The 26,494-nt window shown below is 55.4% G+C and carries 25 protein-coding genes; 12 read left to right on the top strand and 13 right to left on the bottom strand.

Features of this window, described 5'->3' with window-relative positions; genetic code table 11:
• Window positions 1-36 precede the first annotated feature (36 nt).
• The 3 genes from AC3B6F_RS07490 to AC3B6F_RS07480 all read left to right on the top strand — a co-directional run bounded on the left by AC3B6F_RS07490 (window position 37) and on the right by AC3B6F_RS07480 (window position 1,658).
• Window positions 37-855: a PadR family transcriptional regulator gene (locus tag AC3B6F_RS07490; protein ID WP_489823876.1), complete on the top strand. Its 819-nt coding sequence runs from the start codon at window positions 37-39 to the stop codon at window positions 853-855.
• A gap of 41 nt (window positions 856-896) precedes the next feature.
• Window positions 897-1,274, top strand: a complete 378-nt coding sequence (locus tag AC3B6F_RS07485) for a hypothetical protein (protein WP_489823875.1) — start codon at window positions 897-899, stop codon at window positions 1,272-1,274.
• A gap of 90 nt (window positions 1,275-1,364) precedes the next feature.
• On the top strand, window positions 1,365-1,658 hold the full coding sequence (locus AC3B6F_RS07480) for a putative quinol monooxygenase (RefSeq protein ID WP_489823874.1): 294 nt from the start codon (window positions 1,365-1,367) through the stop codon (window positions 1,656-1,658).
• A 9-nt stretch (window positions 1,659-1,667) separates the two neighbouring features.
• Here AC3B6F_RS07480 and AC3B6F_RS07475 read toward each other — a convergent pair whose 3' ends face one another.
• Window positions 1,668-2,234, bottom strand: a complete 567-nt coding sequence (locus AC3B6F_RS07475) for an NUDIX domain-containing protein (protein WP_489823873.1) — start codon at window positions 2,232-2,234, stop codon at window positions 1,668-1,670.
• A gap of 50 nt (window positions 2,235-2,284) precedes the next feature.
• Between AC3B6F_RS07475 and dinB the strand changes: the two genes are divergently transcribed.
• From dinB to AC3B6F_RS07455, 4 genes are all read left to right on the top strand, one after another.
• Window positions 2,285-3,424 carry a DNA polymerase IV gene (gene dinB, locus AC3B6F_RS07470; protein ID WP_489823872.1) on the top strand — a complete coding sequence of 380 codons (1,140 nt, stop codon included), beginning with the start codon at window positions 2,285-2,287 and terminating at the stop codon, window positions 3,422-3,424.
• Window positions 3,425-3,490: 66 nt separating this feature from the next.
• Complete coding sequence (locus AC3B6F_RS07465) at window positions 3,491-3,976, top strand: DUF2501 domain-containing protein (protein WP_023944053.1); 486 nt, start codon at window positions 3,491-3,493, stop codon at window positions 3,974-3,976.
• A 153-nt stretch (window positions 3,977-4,129) separates the two neighbouring features.
• The gene (locus tag AC3B6F_RS07460; RefSeq protein ID WP_489823871.1) at window positions 4,130-5,326 is read left to right on the top strand and encodes an MFS transporter; all 1,197 of its coding nucleotides are present in this window, start codon (window positions 4,130-4,132) and stop codon (window positions 5,324-5,326) included.
• Window positions 5,327-5,361: 35 nt separating this feature from the next.
• Complete coding sequence (locus AC3B6F_RS07455; RefSeq protein WP_023944057.1) at window positions 5,362-5,916, top strand: LOG family protein; 555 nt, start codon at window positions 5,362-5,364, stop codon at window positions 5,914-5,916.
• 4 nt (window positions 5,917-5,920) lie between these two features.
• Here the strand turns inward: AC3B6F_RS07455 and AC3B6F_RS07450 are convergent, their stop codons facing one another.
• Window positions 5,921-6,448, bottom strand: a complete 528-nt coding sequence (locus tag AC3B6F_RS07450; RefSeq protein WP_489823870.1) for a GAF domain-containing protein — start codon at window positions 6,446-6,448, stop codon at window positions 5,921-5,923.
• Between the two features lie 44 nt (window positions 6,449-6,492).
• Here AC3B6F_RS07450 and AC3B6F_RS07445 point away from each other — a divergent pair, with 44 nt between their 5' ends.
• From AC3B6F_RS07445 to AC3B6F_RS07435, 3 genes are all read left to right on the top strand, one after another.
• Window positions 6,493-7,098 (top strand): glutathione S-transferase family protein, encoded by a 606-nt coding sequence (locus tag AC3B6F_RS07445; protein ID WP_489823869.1) that lies wholly within the window; start codon window positions 6,493-6,495, stop codon window positions 7,096-7,098.
• Window positions 7,099-7,225: 127 nt separating this feature from the next.
• Window positions 7,226-8,701, top strand: coding sequence for a mannitol dehydrogenase family protein (locus tag AC3B6F_RS07440; protein WP_489823868.1), 1,476 nt, complete (start codon window positions 7,226-7,228; stop codon window positions 8,699-8,701).
• A gap of 78 nt (window positions 8,702-8,779) precedes the next feature.
• Window positions 8,780-9,526, top strand: coding sequence for a dienelactone hydrolase family protein (locus tag AC3B6F_RS07435; protein WP_489823867.1), 747 nt, complete (start codon window positions 8,780-8,782; stop codon window positions 9,524-9,526).
• A 40-nt stretch (window positions 9,527-9,566) separates the two neighbouring features.
• On the opposite strand, the gene AC3B6F_RS07430 is transcribed toward AC3B6F_RS07435, so the two are convergent.
• The 9 genes from AC3B6F_RS07430 to AC3B6F_RS07390 all read right to left on the bottom strand — a co-directional run bounded on the left by AC3B6F_RS07430 (window position 9,567) and on the right by AC3B6F_RS07390 (window position 18,851).
• Window positions 9,567-10,403 (bottom strand): aldo/keto reductase, encoded by an 837-nt coding sequence (locus tag AC3B6F_RS07430; protein ID WP_489823866.1) that lies wholly within the window; start codon window positions 10,401-10,403, stop codon window positions 9,567-9,569.
• Between the two features lie 239 nt (window positions 10,404-10,642).
• Complete coding sequence (gene murA, locus AC3B6F_RS07425; protein ID WP_489823865.1) at window positions 10,643-11,899, bottom strand: UDP-N-acetylglucosamine 1-carboxyvinyltransferase; 1,257 nt, start codon at window positions 11,897-11,899, stop codon at window positions 10,643-10,645.
• 13 nt (window positions 11,900-11,912) lie between these two features.
• Window positions 11,913-12,464 carry a dCTP deaminase gene (dcd, locus tag AC3B6F_RS07420; protein ID WP_007281748.1) on the bottom strand — a complete coding sequence of 184 codons (552 nt, stop codon included), beginning with the start codon at window positions 12,462-12,464 and terminating at the stop codon, window positions 11,913-11,915.
• A 72-nt stretch (window positions 12,465-12,536) separates the two neighbouring features.
• Window positions 12,537-13,439: a DMT family transporter gene (locus tag AC3B6F_RS07415; RefSeq protein WP_489823864.1), complete on the bottom strand. Its 903-nt coding sequence runs from the start codon at window positions 13,437-13,439 to the stop codon at window positions 12,537-12,539.
• Window positions 13,440-13,446: 7 nt separating this feature from the next.
• Window positions 13,447-13,623, bottom strand: a complete 177-nt coding sequence (locus AC3B6F_RS07410; RefSeq protein ID WP_167347208.1) for a hypothetical protein — start codon at window positions 13,621-13,623, stop codon at window positions 13,447-13,449.
• Complete coding sequence (locus tag AC3B6F_RS07405) at window positions 13,613-14,797, bottom strand: glycosyltransferase family 4 protein (RefSeq protein WP_489823863.1); 1,185 nt, start codon at window positions 14,795-14,797, stop codon at window positions 13,613-13,615. The genes AC3B6F_RS07410 and AC3B6F_RS07405 overlap by 11 nt, the downstream gene beginning before the upstream one ends.
• Window positions 14,798-14,975: 178 nt before the next feature.
• Window positions 14,976-17,198, bottom strand: a complete 2,223-nt coding sequence (locus AC3B6F_RS07400) for a pyrroloquinoline quinone-dependent dehydrogenase (RefSeq protein WP_023944075.1) — start codon at window positions 17,196-17,198, stop codon at window positions 14,976-14,978.
• Entirely contained in the window at window positions 17,198-17,578 is a 381-nt protein-coding gene (locus AC3B6F_RS07395) for a hypothetical protein (protein WP_010503424.1), read from the bottom strand. Before AC3B6F_RS07395 ends, AC3B6F_RS07400 begins: the two co-directional genes overlap by 1 nt.
• A 151-nt stretch (window positions 17,579-17,729) precedes the next feature.
• A complete protein-coding gene (locus AC3B6F_RS07390) occupies window positions 17,730-18,851 on the bottom strand; it encodes a hypothetical protein (protein WP_175266178.1) in 1,122 nt (373 codons plus the stop codon).
• Between the two features lie 237 nt (window positions 18,852-19,088).
• Between AC3B6F_RS07390 and dnaK the strand changes: the two genes are divergently transcribed.
• Window positions 19,089-20,990 carry a molecular chaperone DnaK gene (dnaK, locus tag AC3B6F_RS07385; RefSeq protein WP_489823862.1) on the top strand — a complete coding sequence of 634 codons (1,902 nt, stop codon included), beginning with the start codon at window positions 19,089-19,091 and terminating at the stop codon, window positions 20,988-20,990.
• Between the two features lie 118 nt (window positions 20,991-21,108).
• The gene (dnaJ, locus tag AC3B6F_RS07380; protein WP_023944081.1) at window positions 21,109-22,248 is read left to right on the top strand and encodes a molecular chaperone DnaJ; all 1,140 of its coding nucleotides are present in this window, start codon (window positions 21,109-21,111) and stop codon (window positions 22,246-22,248) included.
• 137 nt (window positions 22,249-22,385) lie between these two features.
• Here the strand turns inward: dnaJ and AC3B6F_RS07375 are convergent, their stop codons facing one another.
• Both AC3B6F_RS07375 and lldD read right to left on the bottom strand, forming a co-directional pair.
• Entirely contained in the window at window positions 22,386-25,178 is a 2,793-nt protein-coding gene (locus tag AC3B6F_RS07375) for a DUF4132 domain-containing protein (protein ID WP_489823861.1), read from the bottom strand.
• 147 nt (window positions 25,179-25,325) lie between these two features.
• A complete protein-coding gene (gene lldD, locus AC3B6F_RS07370; protein WP_426066701.1) occupies window positions 25,326-26,477 on the bottom strand; it encodes an FMN-dependent L-lactate dehydrogenase LldD in 1,152 nt (383 codons plus the stop codon).
• Window positions 26,478-26,494 lie beyond the last annotated feature (17 nt).

Genomic DNA, 26,494 nt, shown 5'->3' with positions numbered 1-26,494 from the left:
TTATATCGTACGACATATCGAATGAAGGAAAACAGAATGTTTAGACATGATACCCATTGCGCAGAACGTGGTTTCTCCAGATTCTCCAGGGGTTTTGGCTTCGGTGGACACAAGCATCGCAGGGACGGAAAAGTCCGTGGCGAAACAACAGGACATGACGAAGAAAAAATGCGCGATCGCCCGGAGTCCGGTGAAGAACGCTTCCGCTGGGGACACGAAGGCCAACGCTTCGGCGGTCGAGGTGGTGAAAGTCGGGGCGGCCGTGGCTTTTTCGGCGGCCGCGGCCCCCGTGGCGGTGCGGGCCGTTTTGGCGGCGGCTTTGGTGACGACGCTTTTGGTCGCGGTCGCAAGCTAACTGCGGAAGAACTCCAGATTGTCATTGAAGCCCTGCTGCATGACCAGCCTGCCCATGGTTACGAGCTGATCCGGCGCCTCGAAGAGCACTCAGGCGGCTTTTACAAGCCAAGCCCCGGCGTCATTTACCCCTCCCTCACCTATCTTGAGGAAGCTGGCCTGACAGCCGTTACGCAGGAGGGCAATCGCAAGCTCTACAGTCTCACGGATGAAGGCCGCGCGCATTACGAAGCCAATCGGGAACAGGCGACTCGCATTCTCGAAATTCTGGCGCGCATCGGTGCGCGAATGTCAGAAGTGCGGGACGCATTCAGCGGTGTGAATGACCTCGATCCGAGTCTGGGTCAGGATTTCCATGAAGCGCGTCTGGCGCTAAAAATGGCTCTGAAGTCCCGCCGTGGAGCGAATGCGGACGAACTTCGTCGCATCGTAGGGGTCCTGCGTCGGGCTGCAGACGAAATCAGCGGCAAAGCCAACGCAGAAAAGCCTTCAGAAGACTGAAGCCCTTCGTCTGCCAGGCGACATGTCTTAAAGGGATGGTCATGATTGTTCAGGACCACCCTTACTTCTGCAACATGCCGGACGACATGCAGTACTACCGGCCGGATGTCTTTCCATCCGGCTTCATTGAAAAATCCATGGTGTTCGCGTTGCCGGACGGGCTGAAGAAATTCCGGCGCAATCTCTGGCACGTCCGCCGCAACCCCGGAGAGGATGCGGTCTACATGCCGCTTTTCCGGGTGGACTGCATTCTCAAAACAGATCCGCCGCCTTTGGGCTTGCAGGGTCCGTTGGATGTGTATCCGTTCTACACACGCACCACGAAAACCCGCAGCCGTGAACTGGATTATTATGTTCTGTTCATTTTCCGCGAAAAACTCTCATTTATGCGGTGTCAGGAACTGGTCGAAAAAGGTTGAACTTTTCCACTCTTGAAGGATGTGCACAGGCGGCTCATTGATGACGCGCGCCCACTGGCGCTTCATTCTTTTGGAAACGGATCCAGAGTCATGCCCAAATCCCTGTACGCCACGATGAAAGCCCTTCCCGGCTGCCGTGAGAAAGTCCGTGACCTTCTCGTCGGTCTGGCCGCAGACGTCCGGGCAGAACCGGGATGCGAGCGATTTGTCGTTCACACACTGGCAGACGAGCCGGACTTCTTTCACGTCGAAGAAACCTACCGCGACGAAGACGCTTTCAAGGCTCATATGGGGACCGAGCACGGCCGCGTCTTCAATCAGGCTATCAAGACGCTGGTTGAAGGCGGCGGCTCGACGGTCGTGTTCCTTGATACCGTGATCTGAAAGCAGTTTTCAGATCAGGCCCTTCGCGCGGATCAGCGCGAAGGCTGCCAGAGACACCATGCATTTCAGTTCGCCACGGGCGATCAGGGCTTCGAACTCCGCCAGTGTCATATCCTGCGTCGTGATGTCCTCCTCGGTCTCTTCAAGCTCGGTCTCCCCACGGGTAAGATTGCGCGCCAAAAAAACGTGCCCCTTCTGGTTAGAATAGCCTGCGCCCTGATACATCGTGCCTGCGTGGATCATCTCGCCAGCGCGCAGGCCGGTTTCTTCCCGGAGTTCGCCCAGAGCCAGTTCCACGGGGTCGACGTTCTCTTTCGTCTCCCACATGCCCATGGGGAGTTCGAGCAAACGTTCCCCAACCGGATAGCGGAACTGCTGGATCAGCGTCACGCGGCCATCGGCGTGCATGGGCAGAATTACGACGAACTCTCCCCGCTCAACAATGCCGTACAGGCCCTTTTTGCCGTTAGGATGGATGATGATGTCTTCACGCACAGCCGTCCATGGATTGCTGTAGGCGAGACGGGTCGAAACGGTCTGGAATCCGGCGGCAGTGCGGGCGTCTTCAATGCTCATGAGGCTGATCCGATCTTGTTTCGTTCCTGGTGATCGGCGACACTATAGGGATGGAGTCCCGCCGGATCGTGCATATCGACATGGACGCTTTTTACGCGTCTGTCGAACAGCGAGATAACCCGTCCTTACGAGGTCGCCCCCTTGCGGTAGGCCGCGGAGAGGCACGCGGTGTTGTCGCGGCTGCCAGCTACGAGGCGCGCCCTTTTGGCGTGCGCTCAGCCATGCCGTCGCTGAAAGCCAAGCGACTCTGCCCCGACCTTGTCTTCGTGCCCGGTCGTTTTGATGTATACCGCGCCGTCTCCGCGCAGATTCATGACATCTTCGCGCGCTATACGCCCCTGATCCAGCCACTGTCCCTGGATGAAGCCTATCTGGATTTGACAGATTATCTTGGCGCCTATGGTTCAGCGACGCTGGTAGCCGAAAGAATCCGGGCAGACATCCGCAAGGAAACCGGACTGACGGCTTCGGCAGGCGTGTCCTATAATCGATTTTTGGCCAAACTGGCCTCCGACTACCGAAAACCTGATGGGCTCTTTGTTATTACGCCGGGCATGGGGCCGAACTTTGTAGCGGGGCTGACGGTCGACCAGTTTCATGGAATCGGGCCAGCCACAGCGCAAAAAATGCGAGCATTGGGGATTGAAACCGGTGCTGACCTTCGGAAGTTAGATCTTCCGACACTGATGCGGCACTTCGGCAAATCTGCGCCATTCTATTATGGTATTTCCCGGGGCATTGATGAGCGACCCGTCGTCGTAAACCGCGAGCGCAAATCGCTTGGAACAGAACAGACCTATCTGAGTGATCTGCAAAAGAAAGACGCAGCCGAAGCCGCTCTGAGCCTGATCGCTACAAAACTCTGGCTTCAGGTTCAGCGAAAGCAACTCACAGGTCGGACCGTCACCCTGAAGGTCAAATACGCCAATTTTCGGCAGATTACCCGTGCACGAACCCTTCCCGCTCCCATAACGTCCGAAGCATGTCTGAGCGAAACCGGGCAATCCCTGTTCGCACCGCTTTTCCCTCTTCAGACAGGCGTCCGGCTATTGGGGCTCACCCTTTCCAGCCTTTCTGGCTCGGCGGCCACGGGAAGCACGCCTGCTCCACAAATGCAGCTTCTATTTGACCATCCCTCAGACGAACCTCCTAAAAATCCTGAGACTTTTCGCTCACTTTCCTTGTTTTGAGCGTTGTTAGGCCGAGGTCAGGGGCAAAATGCGCCTGCTGGCTGTTCTGACAGGAGTTGAAAATTCATGGTTCCGTTCCGTTTGCCTGCTCTCCTTTCCGCTGGCGCTCTGGCCACCGTTGCGGCTTTGTCTTTAGGGGGATGTGCCTCTGGCACTTCGGCAGCTCAAAACCCGGAAACCCAGGCCGCCGCAACTGCGGCTGCTACGGCGGCGGCCCAGACCACCGCGTCGCGACTGACAGACGGCCTCACAGGTGCGCTGGGTCTGCCTAACCTGTCTTCAACCTCGTCCAGCAATCTTGCCGGTGTTCTGAATTACTGCGTCACGAACAACCTGACATCTGGCGGTGCTGCCTCGGGCCTTTTGTCCACGGTCAGCCAGCAGCCGGGCGTAACGAACAGTTCTGCCTATAGCGCAGGCCAACAGGGTATCCTTCAGGCAATCAGCAACCAGACCAATACCTCGCAGCAGTACTCTCTGTCGTCTCTTGCCGAACCCCTTCGTCAGAAAGTCTGTTCTGCGGTTTCCAGCCGTCTGCAAAGCATGCTTTAAGGCGCGCATCCTGCGGGCACAGAGGCTCGCAGGATCACATAATGTTGTTTTTTGGACCTGAGGGGTCCATTCACCGTGACGAATGGTCCAGACTGTCTTATGTCTGAAGTGACGTAACCACTTGGTTACTTAATAGAATAGGAGATTGAAGACATGACTGCGGAAGAAACGCCGGTGAGTTCACCGACGAAGCGAGTTCTTACCGTCGTCCTCTTCAACCTTCTGGTCTACATCGTCATCGGGCTTCCCAATGCCGTTCTGACGATCTTCGTCCATCATACCCTTGGCTACAGTACAGCAATCGCGGGTATGGCGTTTTCCCTGCAATATCTGGCGACATTCGCTGCCCGACCCTCGGCCGGGCGGCTGGTGGATAATATCGGCCCCAAACCGGTTGTTCTTGGCGGTCTGATCACCTGTTTCGTTTCCGGTTTGCTTATGTTTGGAGCAGGATGGGCAAGGGAGATTCCAGCCCTGTCTCTCGGTATCCTCCTTCTCAGCCGCCTGTTTCTCGGCTGGGCTGAAAGCTGGGCCGCGACTGGCGTGATTGTCTGGAATATCCGCCGGGTCGGGGCTGAAAATACAGCCATTGCCATCTCCTGGAACGGAATTTGTTCCTACGGTGGCATTGCCCTTGGCGCACCGATTGGCGCCAAGCTGTCGCTGTTACCGACCCCTTATGGCGGGATTGTCTCGGTTGGCATTTTGTCTGCCATTCTACCGCTCATCGGTCTGGCATTAATTGGCTTTTATAAAGGCGTGAAGCCAGTTGCCACGAATGACAAGCCTCTTCCCTTCAGTCATGCACTTCGACTGGTTCTGCCACATGGTATGGCCCTCGCAGCGGGATCTATCGGATTCGGGGCCATTTCCTCTTTCCTCGCGCTTTATTATGCAGTTCTTCACTGGGAAGGTGCAGCAACGGCCCTGTCCGTCTTCGGCATCGTCTTCGTCGTCATCCGATTCTTCTTTGCCTCCCAGATTGCCCGACGCGGTGGTGTGTTTGTCGCGATTGTCTCGCTTCTGGTCGAGGCGGCGGGGCTGGCCTGTCTGGCCATTTTCCCGTCTCAGGGTGCAGCTCTCATCGGCGCCGCACTGACAGGTGCCGGCTTCTCGCTGCTCTTTCCGGCGCTGGGTGTTCTGGCCGTCAACAGTGCTGGGCCGCAGAATCGGGGTGCCGCTCTGGGGGCCTATTCGATCTTCATTGATCTGGCGATTGCGTGTTCAGGTCTTGTGCTCGGGCAGGTCATCGAGTTTGCTGGCTACAAGACCATGTTCGGCATGACTGCGGTGTGCTGCCTGGTTGGTGTACTTATCAGCCGTTCGCTCGGGCGGAAGCCTCCCGTCTGAGCGTTCTGCCTGCTTGTCTACAGGATCTGCCTTTCATGACCATCCGTTCCTGCGCTGTTTTCTGCGGCTCCCGCTTCGGAAATTCTCCTGTTTATGCCGAAGGTGCATCCGAACTCGGGAAAGCGTTGGCTCAGAATGGAATCAAACTGATTTACGGTGGCGGTCATGTCGGTCTGATGGGAACGGTTGCGGATGCTGCGCTGACTGCGGGCGGCGAAGTCATCGGTGTTATTCCCGGCTTCCTGCATGACCGGGAAGTTATGCATAAGGGCGTCACAGCGCTTGAAGTGACCCCAAACATGCACAGCCGCAAAGCCCGCATGTTCGAGTTGTCTGACGCGTATGCCATCATTCCGGGCGGCTTCGGCACGTTCGATGAACTGATGGAAATCCTGACCTGGAAGCAGCTCGGCCTGCATCAGGATCCGATCTACATCGTGAATATCGGGGGCTGGGCAAAGTCTCTCGTCCGCACCCTGACTGATGCTGTCGAACAGGGTTTTGCCTCCGCGAACACGCTTTCCCTTTTCACCGTTGTGGAAGACGTTCCCGAGCTGATGAGCCACCTGCGCGAAAACGTCCTGGCGTGAAAGATCAGGCAGTCAGCGTCTTTTCGAGGGCGCTGACCACCTTTTCCAGCAAAATACGGTCTGCGTCCTGAAAGCGGTTCTTGATCGGGCTGTCGATATCCAGAACTCCAATAAGTGCACCCTCCTTCAAAACCGGAATGACGATTTCGGATTCTGAAGCCGCGTCGCAGGCGATATGGCCGGGAAACGCATGAACGTCTGGAACGACAAGCGTGGTCTTCTGTACAGCGACCGTCCCGCAGACGCCTTTTCCCAACGGGATACGCGTGCAGGCCAGCCGTCCCTGAAAAGGACCGAGCACAAGCTGGTCTTCCTTCCACAGATAGAAGCCGGACCAGTTGATGTCCGGCAGCGCTTCGAACAACAAAGCCGCGATATTGGCCATGTTGGCAATCATGTCCGGTTCCGAAGATACGACAGATTCCACTGTTGGCAGAAGATCTTCCGTGGTCAGACGATGGATGGGCGCACTCACACTAATCTCTCCTGAAAAAGGGGATTGGACCATAGAGCCGTTGCGCTGATCAGTCATGATGGTCACACTCGGAAAAGCGCATCAGAATTCAGGAGAAGACCATGACCAGACGCCTCTATGGAATTTCGCTCTCCGGTCATGTGCATCGTGTCAGACTCTTTCTGTCGATCCTGAAACTAGACTACACGTTCGTTGAAGCCAGCATGCAGTCTCCGGAAGTTCTCCGCCTCAATCCGCTTGGACAAATTCCTGTTTTTGAAGATGGAGAGATCATCCTTACGGATAGCAACGCTATTCTTGTCTATCTGGCGAAGACCTATGCGCCTGGCAGTCACTGGCTTCCGGAAGACCCGCTGGGTGCAGCTCATGTCCAGAAATGGTTCTCGATCGCCGCTGGCGAACTGCGCTACGGCCCGGCAATGGCAAGAGCAGCAACGATCTGGAAACGCCCTGAAGAGATTGGTCCGGCTCAGACCAAGGCTGAGAAGCTCCTTCCTTTCATGGAAGGAGAACTCACCAGGCGTTCTTATCTGGCAGGGAATCAACCAACACTCGCCGATCTGGCCTGTTATGCTTACACGACCCGCGCGCCCGAGGGAGGGATTTCTCTCCAGCCTTATCCAAATATCCGCAAATGGCTTGACGGTGTGGAAGCGCTTCCGGGATTCGTTTCGATGCCGCATGTATCAGAGGCACCATTTGAGTAGTATTGGTTTTCAGATTGCTCTCTCGACATGGAGAGAATTATTAGAAAAAATTCATATTCAATAAAAAGAGTTTCCTCATCACTTCATCTTCTTAAAAGGGATGGGCCTTTCGTTCGGAAGAACCATCATGAAACTGACTTCGGAAACTCTGGCTCATCTTCCAGAGACCATTCTTACCTCCCCTTATGATCGCCAGAAGGTGACTGCGGGGATTGCGCACCTCAGTGTCGGCAATTTCCATCGCGCGCATCAGGCTGTCTATACAGATCGCGCATTGGCTCTTCCCGGTCAGGAAAACTGGGGCATCGTCGGCATTGGCCTGATGGACGTACCCTCCGAGGTGCAGAAAGCCGAAGCTCTACAAGCTCAAAGCGGGCTTTACACGCTCCGTGAATGTCCGGCAGGCCGACCAGATGTGGTGCGGGTCGTGAAGTCGCTGGTGGAATATATTCACGCCCCCGCAGATCGTGCCGCAGCGCTGAAGCGCCTGACCGATCCCACCATCCGCATCGTCACCATGACGATCACGGAAGGCGGTTACTACATGGATGAGGCCGGTCACTTCATGACCGATCATCCCGCCATCGCCGCTGATCTCAAGCGCGATGTGCCGGAAAGTGTCTTCGGTCTTCTGACAGAGGCTCTACGCCTCCGCCGCGAAGCGGGTGTGAATGCGTTCACGATCCTGTCCTGTGACAATGTTCCGTCCAACGGTGAAATCGCCCGCCGCGCCGTTCTGTCTTTTGCCCGGCTGAAAGACGACGAACTGGCAGACTGGATTTCCCGGAATGTCGCGTTCCCGTCCTGCATGGTGGATCGCATCACACCGGCTGTCGGCCCGGCAGACATTGAGCGCCTTAATCGGGAAAGCGGTATTGAAGACCGCGCCCCTCTCTTCTGCGAAGACTTCATCCAGTGGGTCGTGGAAGACAAGTTCCCCGAGGGCCGACCGGCCTGGGAGAATGTTGGCGTCCTTTTCACGGACAACGTCGAGCCTTACGAGCAGGTTAAGCTCCGGATGCTCAACGCCTCCCATTCCATGCTGGCCCTCCCGGCTGTGTTGATGGGGTATCGCTTCGTCAGTGAAGCCATGGAGGACGAGAATCTCTTCCGCCTGTTGCAGCAGTTCCTCGGTTTTGATTCTGAACCACAACTCAACGCACCTCCGGGAATGAGCCTGCCGGAATATGGCGCTCTGCTGCTCCAACGTTTCCGCAACAAGGCTGTTAGCGACCAGCTTCTGCGAATTGCCTCGGACAGCACATCAAAACTGCCGGTTTTTGTGCGCCCGACAGCAGAAACAGTCGTGCAGGAGAATGGCGATATGCGCCGCATTGCCTTCCTGCTGGCCTGCTACTGCACTTACCTCGGTGGCTTTGATGACAAGGGAACGGAATTCCCGGTTACGGAGCCACGTCTCAGCAAGGAAGACCGTGCGCTGGCGGGCTCTTCGGACCCTGCCAAGGCACTTGATATGAGCGTCTTCGCTGGCTGGGGTCTGACTGACAATCCAGAGTTCGTGCGCCTTTTTGTTGAAATGCGCATCAGCCTTCAGGATCGTCGAACCGCAGAGACGCTGGTAGACGTTATTTCTCCACGCTGAACAGACCATGACCTGCTGTCTGACCACGGGGCCGCAGGTCATGATTTTCCAAGTTATTTTCCGAGCCAGGATTGCCGCATGATTATCAAAACTGACGAAACAGTCGATCTTCAGACGCCAACTGGTTCCATGCGGGTTCATGTGTTCCGCCCCGTTCAGGACGGGCGCTTCCCGGCTGTCATCCTGTATTCGGAAATTTATCAGGTCACCGCACCCATTGAACGGCTGGGCGCAATGATCGCGGGTCAGGGCTATATCGTTGCCATTCCTGAAGTTTATCATGAGTATGAACCCGCTGGGACGGCCCTTGCCTATGACAAGGAAGGGACAGACCGAGGCAATGACCTGAAATATACCAAGCCGGTTTCTGCTTTCGATAGCGACACAGCAGCAATCATTGCATGGTTACAGAACAATCCCCTGTGCACCGGGTCCATCGGGGCTTTCGGAGTCTGTCTTGGGGGCCATCTGGCGTATCGTGCAGCGCTGCATCCTGACGTACGCGCTACGGCCTGCTTCTACGCAACAGACCTGCACTCTGCGACGCTTGGCGCCGGAAAGTCCGATGATTCTCTGGCTCGCGCCGCGGACATCAAGGGTGAACTGATGATGGTCTGGGGGCAGTCTGACCCTCATGTTCCTTATGCAGGCCGACGCATGATCCGAGATTGGCTGGAAGAGGCTGGGACAGACTTGGAATGGCATGAAGTCAACGGACAGCATGCCTTCCTGCGGGACGGCGCTCCCCGCTTTGACGCTGCCCTGTTTTTACAGGCCATGAACTGGACAAATGCCCTGTTCCAGCGGGCTCTGACACGCGGATAAAACGGAAAAAGGGGCGTCCGCTTTCGGAAGCCCCCTTTTCTTAGAACTCTTCGTAAACTGCCGGGTCCTGATTCTTCAGACGTCCGTCCGGACGGGCGAGTGTGGCAATGATTGCCATATCCTCGTCCGTTAAAGTGAAGTCAAAAATCGACATGTTTTCGATCTGCCGCTCAGGCGTTGCAGACTTTGGGATCGGCACCGACCCAAGCTGATGATGCCAGCGCAGGATGACCTGACCGACACCCTTTCCAACCCTCTTCGCAATCTTTTCCAAAAGTGGATTGGTCAGCAGATCACTGGCTCGTCCCAAAGGGCTCCAGGCCTGCGTCAGGATCCCATGATCCTGGTTCCATTTCCGCATTTCATCCTGCGGGAAATACGGATGAAGTTCGATCTGGTTGATGGAAGGCAATACACCCGTTTCGGCTTCAAGCCGTTCCAGATGCTCTGGTAGGAAGTTGCACACGGCAATAGAGCGGATCTGACCACGCTTTTTGGCCTCAATCAGGGCTTTCCACGCTTCCACATATTTGCCCTGCTTCGGGTTTGGCCAGTGGATGTAATACAGGTCGTAATAGTCGAGTTGCGCGCGATACAGGGACTCTTCGATGGTCGCCAAGGCCTCGTCATACGCATGGTGTCGACCGGGTAGCTTTGAGGCGATCCGCAGATCCTTGCGATCCCGCCCACTATTCCGTGCAGCGCGACCGACAGCCCCTTCGTTTTCATAGTTGAATGCACTGTCAAGCGCGTCATAGCCAACGCTCAGGGCACTTTTCATCGCCTCAACACCAGCTGCACCATTCAGCTTGTATGTTCCAAACGTGATGGCCGGAAACGTCGTGCCGTCGTTCAGGGTAAGCGTCGGGATTGTCACGTTTCATTCCTTTTGAGACGCCACATTCCGGGCCGGGACACTTTCCACCAGGGGTGCCTTTACCTTTGGCCGTCGTCGAATGTAGGATGAATAACGATCTGGTTACAGGTACTACGCATGACCAGCGGAAGGCGTTTCATCATGAAAGGTGTTTGCTGCGCTACGAAACCACGTCGAACACAAAAAAAGGCCGCTCCCAATCAGGAACGGCCTTCTTTCAAAACCATGCAGACAAAGTGTTAGTCCGAAACACGCTCGATATCGGCGCCACAGGCAGCAAGCTTTCGATCCACACCCTCATAGCCGCGATCCAGATGATAGATACGGCTGAGCTGGGTCTCCCCTTCTGCCGCCAGACCTGCGAGAATCAGAGAGAAAGACGCCCGCAGATCGGTTGCCATGACCGGCGCACCTGACAGCTTTTCCACACCACGGATAATGGCTGACCGGCCATGCGGATTGATCCGCGCACCCATACGATTCAACTCAGGAACGTGCATGAAGCGGTTCTCGAAGATCGTTTCCGTAATCATGGACGCGCCTTCAGCCACGGACAGCATGGCCATAAACTGGGCCTGCATATCCGTCGGGAAGCCAGGATACGGCTCGGTCATGATATCTACGCCCTGAAGACGGCCCGTGCGACGTACCCGCAGACCGCGCTCCTCTTCCGTCACCTCCACGCCGGTTTCTTCCAGCGTACGGATAACAGCACCAAGATCATCGGCGCGGCCACCAACGAGCAGCAGATCGCCTCCTGTGATGCCTGCAGCACAGGCATAGGTGCCGCACTCGATACGGTCTGGCATGACGGCATAGTTCGCACCGTGAAGCGCTTCAACACCTTCAATGATCAGCGTACCCGAACCGGAGCCCGTGATCTTTGCACCCATCGCGTTCAGGCAGTTCACCAGATCGGTAATTTCCGGTTCCCGCGCAGCATTCACGATCTCGGTGCGGCCCTTGGCCAGCGTGGAGGCCATGAGCAGGTTTTCTGTCGCACCCACACTGGCAAACGGCAGAACAATCCGGTCGCCTTTGAGACCGTTCGGAGCACTGGCATTGATATAGCCGTTCTCCAGACGAATCTCGGCACCCAGCGTCTCAAGCCCCTTGAGATGCATGTCCACAGGGCGCGTTCCGATGGCGCAACCGCCCGGCAGGGACACCTTGGCTTCACGCGCACGGGCCAGCAGCGGACCAAGCACGAGAATGGAGGCCCGCATCTTGGAGACAACGTCATAAGGCGCTTCGACAGATGCGATTTCGCCGCCGATGGAGAGCGTACGGGGCCCAGCGTCGTCAACAGCAATACCCAAACGCGTCAGCAGGTCGCGCATCGTCTTGATATCGGCAATCTGCGGCACGTTGGATAGCACGAGACGCTCGGCCGTCAGCAGGCCAGCAACCATGAGTTTCAGGCCGGAGTTCTTTGCACCGCCGATCTCGATTTCGCCGAAAAGGCGACGACCGCCGCGAATGATGAAACGATCCATGACTATGCGCTCCTTACAGGCGAGGCGTCGTTACGCCGGACTGGCGCATGTATTTACCGGCACGATCCGCGTAGCTGACTTCACAGGGGCTTGCGCCCTGGAAGAACAGAAACTGGCAGATGCCTTCATTGGCGTAGATGCGGGCTGGCAGCGGCGTGGTGTTGCTGATCTCAATGGTGACTTGCCCCTCCCACTCCGGCTCCAGCGGCGTGACGTTCACGATGATGCCGCAGCGGGCATAGGTAGACTTGCCGAGACAGACAACCAGCGTATCCCGCGGGATGCGGAAGTATTCCACCGTATGCGCCAGCGCAAAACTGTTCGGGGGAATCGTGATGTCTCCCGTCCGCGTTACGAAACTGTTCGCTGCAAAATTCTTCGGGTCCACGATGGCGCTGTCGACATCGGTGAAGATTTTAAAGTCTTCAGCAACGCGCGCATCGTACCCATAGGAGGACAAACCATAGGAAATAACGCCTTCCCGTTTCTGGTTCTCCACAAACGGTTCGATCATGCCGTGCTCTTTGGCCATCTGGCGGATCCAGGTATCAGGCATGATCGGCATGGACGCATTAACTCCTACGCGTGGGGACCGATCTGCTCTAGCGATAGCAGCCCGATCACGCAATGTGTCGGTTCAGCCATTTTCCGTGAGGTGCTGTTGCTTTCTGACAAGCCAGCGCGGCCTCATTTCACTGGCGAGAACACCACACACGATGAGAGCCGCCCCCAGAAGTGTAGTACCGGGCAGATGATCCCCTGCAATCCAACCAACAAGGCCGCCCCAGACAGGCTCACCTGCATAGATGATTGCAGCTTTTGAAGCCGGAACAGATTTCTGCGCCCAGTTCATGACAAGCTGCACCAGAGCACTCAGACTCCCCAGAACTGCGGCACACACAACCCAGATCCACGAGAAAGCGGGAACATGCTCTCCCATGACCGGCATGAGCAGCAGAGCAAACAGCCCTCCCCCCACAAGCTGGCAGACCGTGATTCGCCGACTGTCCACGCCTTGGGCAAACAGACTGATCAGGACAATCTCCAGGGCGATGGCACAGGCAGCCAGTACGGTCAGGAGATCACCATGTGTAAAAGTCAGACTTAGAGCTGCGGGACCTGCCAAAGCGACAAGCCCTCCGAAAGCCAGAATGATGCCCAGCCAGCTCATGATGTGGGGCGGTTTACGCAGAAGCGCCCACTGAAAGAGTGGCACCAAAGGTACATACAACGCCGTAATAAAGGCTGAGCGGCTACTGCTGAGATGTTGAAGACCAGCACTTTGGAGCACATAACCGATTGAAAGTGCGATCCCGATGACAAGCCCCGAACGGACCTCCTTTCGGGTCAGGCCAGCCATCTTCCTTCCTGCCAGACACGCCACCATCGCAGCAGCCATCAGGAAGCGCACCCCCACAAAAAACAGCGGTCCGCTATGCTGCATCGCCAGATGAAGCACAAGGAACGTTCCACCCCAAAGGGCTGTGACACCCGTCAGAGCCAGTTCCTGCGGGGTTGGGGTCGGCAAACGGCGTGTCACTCTGGTTTCAGCTTTCTGAAGGCGTCGGTGGCGTTTCCGGGCGGAGACGCTGTTGCTGTTTGCGACGCAGCAGGTTGGCGCGCAGGGCTTTTGCCTCTCGTTCCGCACGGGCGTCCCGGGCGGCCTTGGCTTTGTCTGTCAGGTGAACAGGTTGTTTGTCGGTTTCAGGGCTGTCAGGTGTCATGTGTTTGTCCATCGAAAGACGCTCGAAGGTGCGTTCCAAGCAACTCGTCATATACACCGAGCGTCGCAGACTGCATCTGCTGGATCGTATAATTCTGCAAAGCATGCTGTCGGGCATTCTCTGCCAGGTAAGCCCGTGTCTCATCGTCCATCGACAACGTGGCAGCGAGTGCTTCTGCAAGAGCTTGAGGGGTGTTCGGCGGTACCACAAGACCGGTCTGACCGGGAAGAACCGTTTCCATCATAGCCCCCTGCGCCGTTCCGATCACAGGCTTTCCCATCATCTGTGCTTCGACCAAGGTGCGCCCAAAGGGTTCTGGCCGCAAGGAAGGCGCGACCACAACCGTTGCCAATGCACAGGCTGCAGGCATGTCCTGACAGGTTCCTACAAACCGGACGTGATCTTCCAGCCCCAGTGCCTTCACACGGTTTCCAAGCGAGTGTGCAAATTTTCGATCCGTCTCCGGTCCGGCCAGAACACAGATCCAGGGTTCAGGCACCTTCTGTTTCAGAAGAGCCAGTGCCTCGACCAGAACACGCTGCCCCTTCCATGCCGTTAGACGGGCAGGCATCAGAATGACATGTGCGCCATAGGGGATGGCCCAGGCTTCAACGAGTTTCTGAATTCGCTCCCCTGAAATGACAGCCGGATCAAAAAGAAGGGGATCAGCGCCGCGCGGAATGGTCCGAAGACGATCTGCTTCAACGCCGTACTGCCCAGACAGGCGTCCCGCAATATAATGCGAGATTGCAATCACTCTTGTGCCGCGTGCCAATACTGAATTGTAGAGTTTTTTGCCCCACCATCCAGCCTCGTGAACGCCATGCCATGTTGTCACGAAAGGGATCTTCTCCCGACGACAGGCAAGCCATGCCGACCATGCCGGAATACGGGACCGGGCATGCACCAGATCGACCTTCTGCTCCCGGATCAGTTTCTGAAGATCACGGGCTCGCCGGCGAACCGCGAATGGCGACTTCGATTTGAGATCCAGCGGTACATGCATGGCGCCTGCATGGCGAAGCTGCACCAGGAGAGGGCCTGTTTTTGAAGCAACGATGGCTTTTCCGCCTGCCTGCGTAATCGCTGCGGCAATTTCAATCGCCCCCCGTTCCAAGCCACCCGTGGTGAGCGCTGGCAAAACTTGCAGAATAACGGGAGAGCGGGTCGTCATGATGGGGCGGAAAACCGTTCTGAACGTGAGACGCAGACGAAGCCCTCATGTCAGACCGCCACCCAGGGAAAACAGCCAGAAACGACAAAAGGAGACTTCCCTGCATGACTAGCACGAAAGTCTCCTTCTGACGATGGAGTGTGGCGGATGTGCACAACACATCTGCCACAGGGTCGTATTACTGCTTTACGGCGTCCGGCAGCGCGTAAACCACAAGCTGGTCAGAAACCGGTGTCATCATGAAATGGTGTCCACCAGCCATGATGGCAACATACTGATGCCCGTTGGCTTCATACGTCATCGGGTTGGCCTGACCACCACCTGGCAGAACGGCACTCCACACGACCTTGCCAGTGTGTTCGTCGATCGCACGGATCTGATTATCCGTTGCTGCAGCGATGAACACCAGGCCGCCAGCCGTCACGACCGAACCACCATTGTTCGGTGTACCGATTTCCCATGGCAGACCCGTCGGCAGACCCCACGGACCATTGGCACGAGCCGTACCAAGCGGGTGCTGCCAGAGCACCTTCTGGCCGTGCTTCATGTCGATGGCTGTGATCATGCCGTAGGGCGGACGGTTGCACATCATGCCCGTGTACTGATCCCAGAACGGCGTCACGACGATACCGTAAGGCGTTCCGTCCATGGCACCGTTACCTTCGGCACCGCCGCCGCCCGGCTTGAAGTTGGGGTCGTCGATCGGCATCAGGCCAAGTTTATCAGCCTTCTTACGGTCCACGAGCTGGTCATACATCGGGGTGATGTTCCAGTTCGCGATCAGAATGCCCGACTGCGGATCGTAGGACATGGAGCCCCAGTCACTGCCACCGTTGTAACCAGGATATTCGATCCATGGCTTGTCGATGCTTGGCGGCGTGAACTCACCCACATAATTCGCACGACGGAACTTGATGCGGCAGTAGAGCTGGTCGATGGGGGACATACCCCACATGTCCGTCTCTTTCAGGTCCGGTACGCGAAGTGCTGGCATCCCAACGGACCAAGGCTGCGTTGGCGTGCGCGGGTCACCTGGAATAACGCCGGGAGACGGAGCCGGACGTTCTTCAACGGGCAGGATCGGCTTGCCGGTACGGCGATCAAGAACAAAGGTCTGGCCACGCTTCGTCGGCATGATGAGAGCAGGAACCTGCTGACCATCCGGGCCCGGCATATCCATCAGGGTTGCCTGAGAGCCAATATCGTAGTCCCAAACGTCCTTATGAGCCGTCTGAAAGACCCACTTCTCTTCACCCGTTTTGACGTCGATCGCCACGACTGCGGAAGAAACGCGGTTCTCATTGTCACTCCGCAGGGCGCTATAATAGTCAGCAGCGGAATTGCCAGTTGGGACGTAAACGAGACCCAAGGCATTGTCGCCTGTGAGAGCAGCCCAGGAGTTTGGCGTTCCACGGCTATAGTGGCGGTTACCAGTCGGCTGGCTATGGTCGGTCGGGTTATTGACGTCCCAAGCCCAGACGAATTTTCCGCTTTCAGCATCGTAACCACGGATCACGCCAGATGGCGCCCAGCGACGCTGACCATCCAGCACTTCGTGGTTCACAACAGCAACGCCGTTGATGATCGGAGGAGGAGCCGTCATGGAGACGAAACCCGGTACGGATTCGCCCAGACCCTGCATCAGGTTGACCTGACCGTTATGCCCGAAGTTGGGGCAGAAATCGCCGGTTTCCGCATCCACCGCAATCAGACGCATATCCAGCGTGCCTTCGATGAGGCGATTGTGGCAGGGCTGCCCTTCTGGCACGACGGAAGACGTAAAGTACGTCACCCCCTTACAGGCGGCCGTATAGGGAATGGAGTGGTATTTGACATCCACGTTCCGACGCCAGATCTGCTTTCCCGTGACCGGATCAAGCTTCATGATGTCATTCATGGCTGAACACATGTAAAGGCCGTCACCAACCTTGATTGGTGTGGTTTCAGCAGCCCATTTATTCACCTGTCCAGGACGCGGATAGCTTCCGGTGTGGTAGGTGAAGGCAACCTTCAGCTTGCCTGCATTTTCAGGTGTGATTTCTGAAAGCGGGGAATAACGCGTCTGGTTATCATCACGCCCATAGGCCACCCAGTCTTCACGTGCCGGATTGGCACTTTGCTGCGGAGCCATGGCCGGAATCTGAGACGGATCAATCGACTCAATGTCCGGCAGGTTAGCGGCATTTACGCCCGGAGCCTGCGGTGCATAGGGCGACGGCCCAGAGAAGTAGCCCTGTTCCTTGGGAGAGGCTTCAGTCGGCTCGTTTGCATTACCAGGCCCTGGAACAGACGAAGATGGCTCCCCTCCTGACCCTGCGGGAGCGAACTGAGCGTGAGCAGCGAGGGGCGAACAGGCGAGAGCGAGGCCTGCGGCTGTTGCGAGAAGATGAGACCGGCGCATCAGACGGCTCCTCTGAGAGTACGACGGCTTTCCATGCGACGCAGGACCGGAATGGTTAGCGCGACGAGAATACCGAGGATGGTCGGCCCGAAAGCGCGGGGCAGAAGGTCAACGGGGCTGAACCCGACTTCCCACAGGGACCAGACCCATGTGTAAGCTAGCGCTCCCAGATACAGGAAAGCGCCAAGCGTGCGGCCCATAAGCATGAAAACGCCGCTGGCAATCAGAATGATGCCACAGAGGGCGTAGTAGGTTGAACCACCCAGCATTGCGAGGTCAGCGCCTGCAATGAGGAAGAACAGACCCACGAGAAGAATGACGACCCCCAGAAGCAGCGTCAGCCACTCCGTCAGAGTCCTGTTACCTTGAATATTTGGCATAACCGAATGCCTCCCAGACTGAATACTGGGGACGGTAAATCCATAATCAGTTCAGGTCCACCAAACTTCTTTTTGAATGATCCTAACAAAGCCGTGTTTTTGGTAACAAAAAAGTGTTGGAACCATTATAGAGATAGAATGACTTGTACATCTATCCAGCTGGAATAGTCACTACTGCACCACCGGTATGATTTGTTGCAGCCAACGCGCTTAGAACCTGCACCATTGTAAAAGCCAGCTTGCTCTGGAAGTCCTTTTCATCAATCCAGAACCACATGTTATTATACTCAACGGCTGCATACCGCCGTTCAGGCGCTTTATGACTTGAGTGAATGACCACTTCCGGGCGATTTTCAATACCAACCTGACCAATTGTTGGTGGAGTACGACCAACCTTGATATCTTCTTCAGGAACTTCAACTTCGTAAGCCAGCTGAGTGAGCATCGCGAGCATGGAACGCGTCAGAATAGCGATCTGCCCTGGATGCTTCGGGTATGGTCCATAAACGATCTCCGCTTCCTCCGCGTGAGGATCGAGATGCAGAAGCCTTCGAACTTCAGCCTGAATAGCCAGAAGATTGCTGTCAGACGTTGAAGACAGCACCAGATAGGAGTGCTCCTGCCCATTGGGAGTGTCCGGCTTGGACCCGTTTTTCTTTGTCGAATCATCCGAGGAAGAAGGTGGTGGCGCGTCCGTCGTGATGCGGATGGTCATAGCCCCGGCAATCTGGAGTTGCCGAAGATCATGCAACAACAGATAGAAACGGACAGAGCCTCCTCCGGCTCCAATTCCGCGGACATTGGATAATCCATCAATCGACTGCGCTGTCAGCCGTAGCAACGTATCAATCGGGAGACCACCCAAACTGAGCGGCATGATTACAAGCGGCGAAATCGGACGGACAATATTTTCCGCGTATTGCTGGCCCGTCACAGGCTGATAGGTGAAAGTCGGGCTCTCGCCCGCCGTCATTGTGCCTGTGCCAAAAAGGTAATTACCCACCGCTGTGGCAGGATAGGCGTAGAACCCACCGCTCACACTTTTAGAGACGCTGTAGCCGGCAATAACCTGCGTCGTATCAAGGAATGTTGGTGGATCAGCATAGCGAAGCCGAACAATGTTCAGAAGCATCTCGTGCTTCTGTGATTCCCCGAGCGCACGCGAGTATTCAAGCTCGTCCCGCTGAAGCCGCGATGGTCCGATCGGTCCGCAGGCAGAAAGACAGGTCAGTGCGGCCAGGATCATGGCTCGGGATGTCAGATGAATGTGCATGTCTCCGAGCAAACTGAACCATTCCGGCCGCAAGCGGAAGCCACATCCGACAAGGGAAAGCGCTCAACGCATATTTTTCACAAAAGATGTTGCTCTTAAGGCCTTGAAACACTTTGCTGCCCTGCCTAGATTTGACCGTGGAAACACGGACCTGTGAGGGTTCGGATTTGACGTCATAAGGGTTCGCTCCGGTGCCTGACTAGGGCCGAGGCAAACCGCTGAAAGGACAAAAAGTACATGAGCAAAGTCATCGGTATTGACCTCGGCACGACCAACTCCTGCGTTGCAGTGCGTGAAGGTGACGAAACCCGCGTTATCGAAAACAGCGAAGGCGCACGCACGACGCCGTCCATGGTCGCTTTCACCGAAAATGGTGAGCGTCTTGTCGGACAGGCCGCGAAGCGTCAAGCTGTTACAAACCCAACCAACACCCTCTATGCCGTCAAGCGTCTGATCGGTCGCCGTTACGACGACCCAACCGTGACGAAGGACAAGGGCATGGTCCCTTATGAGATCGTCAAGGGTGACAACGGCGACGCATGGGTTCGTGCCCGCGGCGAAGATTACGCACCTTCCCAGATCGCTGCTTTCGTTCTCGGCAAGATGAAGGAAACGGCTGAGGCTTACCTCGGCGAGACCGTCACACAGGCTGTCATTACGGTCCCAGCCTACTTCAACGATGCACAGCGCCAGGCAACACGTGATGCTGGCAAGATTGCTGGCCTCGAAGTTCTGCGTATCATCAACGAGCCAACCGCTGCCGCTCTGGCCTATGGCCTTGGCAAGCGCGATTCCGGCACGGTGGCTGTGTATGACCTTGGTGGTGGTACGTTCGACGTTTCCATCCTTGAGATCTCTGACGGCGTGATCGAAGTGAAGTCCACGAACGGTGATACGTTCCTAGGTGGTGAAGACTTCGATAACCGCGTCATCGACTTCCTGGCTGATGAGTTCAAGAAAGATCAGGGCATTGACCTGCGCGGTGACAAGCTTGCCCTGCAGCGCCTGAAGGAAGCTGCTGAAAAGGCCAAGATCGAGCTGTCTTCCTCCAAGGAAACAGAGATCAACCTGCCGTTCATCACGGCTGATGCATCCGGCCCAAAGCACCTCGTCGTCAAGCTGTCCCGTGCCAAGCTGGAAAGCCTGGTTGATGATCTGGTCCAGCGTACGCTTGGTCCTTGCCGTTCGGCCATCAAGGATGCCGGCGTGTCCACGAGCGAGATTGATGAAGTCATTCTCGTTGGCGGCATGACCCGTATGCCGAAGGTCATTGAGACGGTTAAGGAATTCTTCGGCAAGGATCCGGCTCGCAACGTCAACCCTGACGAAGTGGTCGCTATCGGTGCAGCCGTTCAGGGCGCTGTCCTGAAGGGTGACGTGAAGGACGTTCTGCTTCTCGACGTGACGCCGCTGTCGCTGGGTATCGAAACGCTGGGTGGCGTGTTCACCCGTCTGATCGACCGCAACACGACGATCCCGACCAAGAAGAGCCAGACCTTCTCCACGGCTGAAGACAACCAGAACGCCGTGACCATCAAGGTCTATCAGGGCGAACGTGAAATGGCAGCCGATAACAAGCTGCTTGGCAACTTCGACCTGCAGGGCATTGCTCCGGCACCACGTGGCGTTCCGCAGATTGAAGTCACGTTCGACATCGATGCCAACGGTATCGTCAACGTGTCCGCCAAGGACAAGGCGACGAACAAGGAACAGCAGATCAAGATCCAGGCTTCTGGCGGTCTGTCCGATGGTGACATCGATCGTATGGTCAAGGAAGCTGAAGCCAACGCTTCTGCCGACAAAGCCAAGCGTGAACTGGTCGAGCTGCGCAACAGCACCGAGAGCATGATCCACCAGACCGAGAAGTCTCTCACGGAAGGTGGCGACAAGGTTCCGGCGGCTGACAAGTCTGAAGCCGAGGCCGCAATCGCAGCAGCCCGTGAAGCTCTGGGCGGAGACAACGCCGAGACGCTGAAGAGCGCTAGCGAGCGTCTGACGCAGGTGGCCATGAAGGTTGGTCAGGCCATGTATCAGGCAGAGCAGGCCCAGCAGGGTGGTGAAGCTGCCGGTGCAGAAGCCAAGGACGAAAACGTTGTTGACGCCGACTTTGAAGATGTCGACGACAGCAAGAAGCACTGATCGGGTGACTTCCCCAGGTGGGGCTTCCCGCCCCGCCTGACCTGTTTTCCGAAGGGCGCCCGTTCCCGCAAGGGGGTGGGCGCCATTCTTGTTTCCGGCCCTCAGACAAGGACCGATCATGGCCACGAAGATCGACTACTACGAAAGTCTTGAAGTTTCTCGCACGGCGTCTGGGGAAGAGCTGAAGAAAGCCTTCCGCAAGCAGGCCATGCGCTACCACCCGGACCGTAACCCGGGCGATGAGACCGCTGAACTGAAGTTCAAGGAAATCAACGAAGCTTACGAAGTCCTGAAGGACGACCAGAAGCGCGCAGCCTATGACCAGTACGGTCATGCCGCTTTTGATGGCGGTATGGGCGGAATGGGTGGCGGCGGCTTCGGTGGCTTTGGTGCTGGCGGCCTGGGCGACATCTTCGATCAGATGTTCGGCGACATGATGGGCGGTCGTCGTGGCGGTGGACGTCGCACAGGCGCTGACGTTCAGGTTGAAGTCGACATCACCCTGACCGAAGCCTTTTCAGGTGTAACGAAAGAGGTTGAAGTCCGCACGCGCGTCGCCTGTGAGTCCTGCCATGGGTCAGGCTCAGCAGATGCGAGCGGTGGCAGCACAACCTGCGCAACCTGTCATGGTGCAGGCAAGGTCCGGGCCCAGCAGGGCTTCTTCCTTGTTGAACGCCCCTGCCCGACCTGTAACGGCTCTGGCCGCACAGTTCGCAATCCCTGCAAATCCTGTCAGGGTTCTGGCACACAGGCCAAGACCGAAACACTCAAGATCGAGATTCCGGCAGGCGTTGAAGACGGAACCCGCATCCGCATGGCGGGTCGCGGCGAGGCTGGAGGCGACGGCGTACAGCCGGGTGACCTGTATGTGCACGTCGCAGTTCTGTCACATGAAATCTTCCAACGCGATGGTGCCAATATCTATTGCCGCGTTCCGCTACGCATGACGCAGGCAGCACTGGGCACAGAAGTGGAAGTCCCGGTCATTGATGGCAGCCGCAGCCGTGTCCGTATTCCGGCCGGAACGCAGACGGGCGAAACCTTCCGCCTTCGTGGCAAAGGCTTCTCTGTGCTGCGTTCTTCGGCACGTGGAGACATGTACATTCAAGTCTCGGTGGAAACGCCACATCACCTGACCAAACGCCAGCGTGAACTTCTTGAAGAATTCGAGAAGGAAGCTGGTGATGACCATACCAAGGCAAGCCCTGAAAACAGTGGGTTCTTCGCCAAGGTTCGGGACTTCTTCGAAGGTCGCTGAATACGGAATACCCCTCCCGAAACGGAGGGGTATTTTTATGGTCATTCGTGATCGTTGTCTTCCATTAAAAAACTAACGGTCACTCTGCAGAGCTGAAATAATACTGGACCAGTTTCAGACTAAACGCAGCGTCAAATTTAATCCGAAAGTGACGTCAACTGGTCCAGAATATCCTGATCACGAATACGATTATCTTTTAGAAGCATCGTGATTCTATTAAGAATTAAAGCCAAATGATTGTCATCATGCAGGGGTATATATTCAGAACTTTCATCATATGAAAATTTTCCAATATCGGACCGTAGGACAAGATGACGATTATAGGGAATAACCATTACATCACCGGTTCCGATATTAATTTTATAATTATGCCGAACGCCGTTTATAAATACATAATTTCTGTCAACACTAATCGCGTCCCCAGCTTTAAACGACGGCAATAAAGAGACAATTGCCTCACGGCGACTTTGAGCGAGACCGCCGAAGTGTGACTCATTTGATATGGAGATGTTCGCCAGACCCGACTGGCGGCGCCATACCCCAAGATCCGGAATGGACGAGATCGTTTCTGGGTCAAAGGAAATATTGCTCACAGCCGTGCTGACCATCAGATCAACATCACGCATAATCTCGGAAAACACGACTTGAGAGATATCGCCAAGACGAAGCGGCGTTTTCATCTCAGTCAGTTTACGGCCTCCGTCATAGAGCCAATTTCCTTGATCTTTCAGGACGCAAAACCTGACCCTGTCAGTGATGACGTGAGTAAAAGTCCCGGCACCATGTTCAAGATCGTTTATCCCTACACCTCCGGTTCTTATTTCAGCATAAATACCATGCGCAGGGAGCCCGAACGTCCAGGGAGCACTTTCGGACGATGGTATATGAGGAGAGAGGTTGCGGATACGCCATCCTCTTTTGCGCCCAATTTCAACCACCTGAGCCTGATTTAAAATTCGTCCAGCATAGCGATAGGATGCCGGAGAGCTTTCACGCTCTGCCTGAGTAAGTGTGTATGTTTCCCGCCAGGCTTGCCGAATTGGCTGGCTGATTTTCAATCGTTCCAGAGTTGCTCTCCAACGTGCAACAATGGATTTTCCGTCAGCATCTTTTCCTTCACCGTGAAGAGGATGCCACAGACTTAGGAGTACTCCGGCTTTAAGGGGGAGATGCTTATTTCCGTCGGCGTCATACACTTCCCCATTGTTCCCAAACAGGCAGGTGAAAACCGTCCCATCTGGTTCAGCAACAAGCCATATCTGGCGCCGTGCAAGCCACCCGAGAACAGGATGAGAAAGCCAGCGCTCCTGAAACACGGAATAAAGCCAGGTTTGCCCCGTCAGCCACGACCGCTCCAACCTCAGGCGATGAATGGACATATCAGCTGTCAGCATTTTTGCGTCTGCTCTTGCCGCGCGAAGAATCGCTTCAACTCCCGGTGCTTTACGCACCATAACGGGAAGCCTGCTTAAATGTTTATTCTCTGCATCTTCGTAGTGGACCACCCCTTGACCTGAACCCGTTAGGTTCAAAACCACTTTGACACCAGCAGATAACTCATCCACGCGGCTATGAGATTCATTCAACCCATATTGCAGTGCAACAAGTTCCTCTGCTTCAACTGTCGTCAACCCGGATGCCGACGCTGCATATGCAAGGGCCGCGTTCAACTGACCTAACATCGTCGCATGCCGAACTTTGGATCGAAGTCGTGCAAGTCCGCGGATGGCATCAATCGTGGCAAGTTCTCCAACGGTTGCTACAAGACGATTAAACTTCGCAACATCCTCTTTTTTCAAAGCTTGTGTACACAGAGACAATAACCATGAGACATCGGATGGCTCTTTCGCTGCAGCAACCATACAAAGACAGCCAGGGAAGATGGATATTGTAATATCCGGCTTGCCAGAAAAACTCCCACAGCATGACGACTTTGCCGGGGGGCGCTTCCTAATAGGAAATTTTGTTCGCAAGCGATGGAATTTACCAAACGACATGACATCCGCATCGTTCGGGCATCCACGCCGAAAAGTATAAAGATCGGGATTTTGGATGAGTGCTTCAGCCGCCTTAATGACTGAACCGGTTTTCGAAAAAACCAGATTAATCAGTTGTACAAAGCGTGGGAAAATAGCGGCACGATAAAGGGGCGGTACCCCAAGTAAATTATAATGTACTCGATGGGTTTCGAAAATCTTTCCATATTCCTGTAGAAAAAATCTTGCAAAATCGAGATCTTGATGTCCGCCTGGTTCACTCAACCGAGTAGAAAACCGTGCCAGTGTTTTCTCGGAAGGCTTTGGTGAATCGGGAACCTGAAAAAGCTCAAGCCGACTATTCATATCATTGACTGACGAAGCCGGATCTTCTCGAATTACCCCCTCACGCGCAACCCACAGAAGATGTGGAAAGTCCCGACTCATATCTTCAATATCAAGAAGAGCCTGATCGAACCATCGTTCATTAGGAAGGCTATGCCCCGAACTCCTGAACAAACGCATATAACTGGCCATTCCACGCTTCGCCGCATGAAGCGGAGCAGTTTCCGATAATCTATACTTTGAGGGAAATAACCGTGACGTTTCTATTCCAAGCGTATGGCTGCTTTCCTGTTTCGCGTATCGCCGGAACCAGTTTGGAGGACGAGGAAGACCTCCAATTCCCAGGAGTTCTCCCGTCATACACGTTGTTAGGGGAACATGATGAATGGTTATATTATCGAGAAGTGGCTGCTTAATAATTCCGTAATACGATGCGATTTTTGATTTATGGCGTTCGACCCATGCATTATTGAGTTTCCAGAAAATTTGCCCATCAATTTTTTCCATCTCCGCCATCCAGCGGATCAATTGTTTTTCGAGAATCCCGACCTCGGTCAGAACCATCCTTGCGAGTGCAACATCTGTGTCGAGAAGGTCAGTTTGGGGCATTGTCTTTCCCGGGCATAGGTTTCAAATAGTATAAATTTTTGAAAAAATAGATATCTATTTCGATCTAGCTCTTTAATTAGACAGCAATACATATTACTGCATCGTACTAAGAACGCCGCAAGTTATGCGGCGCCTACCAGAAAAAATTCAGCCAAATTCTGGAGCCAAACGCGTCAGACTTTCGGACGTCAAATCCGAAATAGTGCTCGCACCCGTAAGGGTCATGGCGACACGGAGTTCTTTCTCCATAATATCGAGCAAATTCTCCACCCCCTTCTGTCCATCGGCAGCAAGGGCATAAACAAAGGCACGGCCCAGCAGCACGGCATCTGCTCCCATTGCCACCATTCGAGCGATATCAAGGCCGGACCGGACGCCGGAATCTGCCAGAATTTTCAACTCTCCCCTGACGGCCTCTGCAATAGGCGGAAGGGCACGGGCACTAGACAGAACACCGTCAAGCTGACGGCCACCATGGTTGGAAACAACGATCCCATCAGCCCCGAACCGCACAGCATCCTTTGCATCTTCCGGGTCGAGAATCCCCTTAATGACCATAGGGCCATCCCAGTAGTCGCGGATCCATTCCAGATCTTTCCAACTGATGGACGGATCGAAATTATTGGCGAGCCAGCCAATATAATCTTCCAGCTTGGTCGGATTGCCTCGGTAGCGGGAAATATTACCCAGATCATGCGGTCTGCCTCGCAGGCCAACATCCCAAGCCCAGATTGGATGCGTCATGGCCTGCAGGTAACGCCGGATCGCGGCGTTCGGGCCGGACATTCCTGAGTGCGCGTCGCGGTAACGGGCGCCCGGCGTCGGCATATCGACCGTAAAGACCAGCGTGGTAATACCAGCGGCCTTGGCGCGTTCCAGCGCGTTCTTCATGAAGCCCCGGTCTTTCAGCACGTAGAGCTGGAACCAGATGGGAACAGGACTGCGTCCCTGAACTTCTTCAATCGGACAGACCGAGACGGTCGATAATGTAAATGGAATACCTCTTCGGGCGGCTGCGCGAGCTGCCTGAACCTCACCCCGGCGTGCATACATTCCTGTCAGACCAACGGGAGCCAGAGCCGCAGGAATATTGAGTTTGCGCCCGAACAGTTCTGTCCCTGTGTTAAGCGCAGAGACGTTTTTCAGAATGCGCTGGCGCAGGGCGATGTCAGCCAGATCAGAGACATTCCGACGCATCGTCTGTTCAGCGTAAGAACCGCCATCAATGTATTGGAACAGAAAAGGAGGCAGGCGACGGCGGGCTGCTTCTCTATAATCTGTTGCGGAAGAAATAATCATTACCGGCTCCACCATCA

Source organism: Gluconobacter sp. ESL1110 (assembly GCF_058107395.1).
Note: the sequence above shows the minus strand (reverse complement) of the source record. Positions and strands in the feature narration are given on the sequence as shown.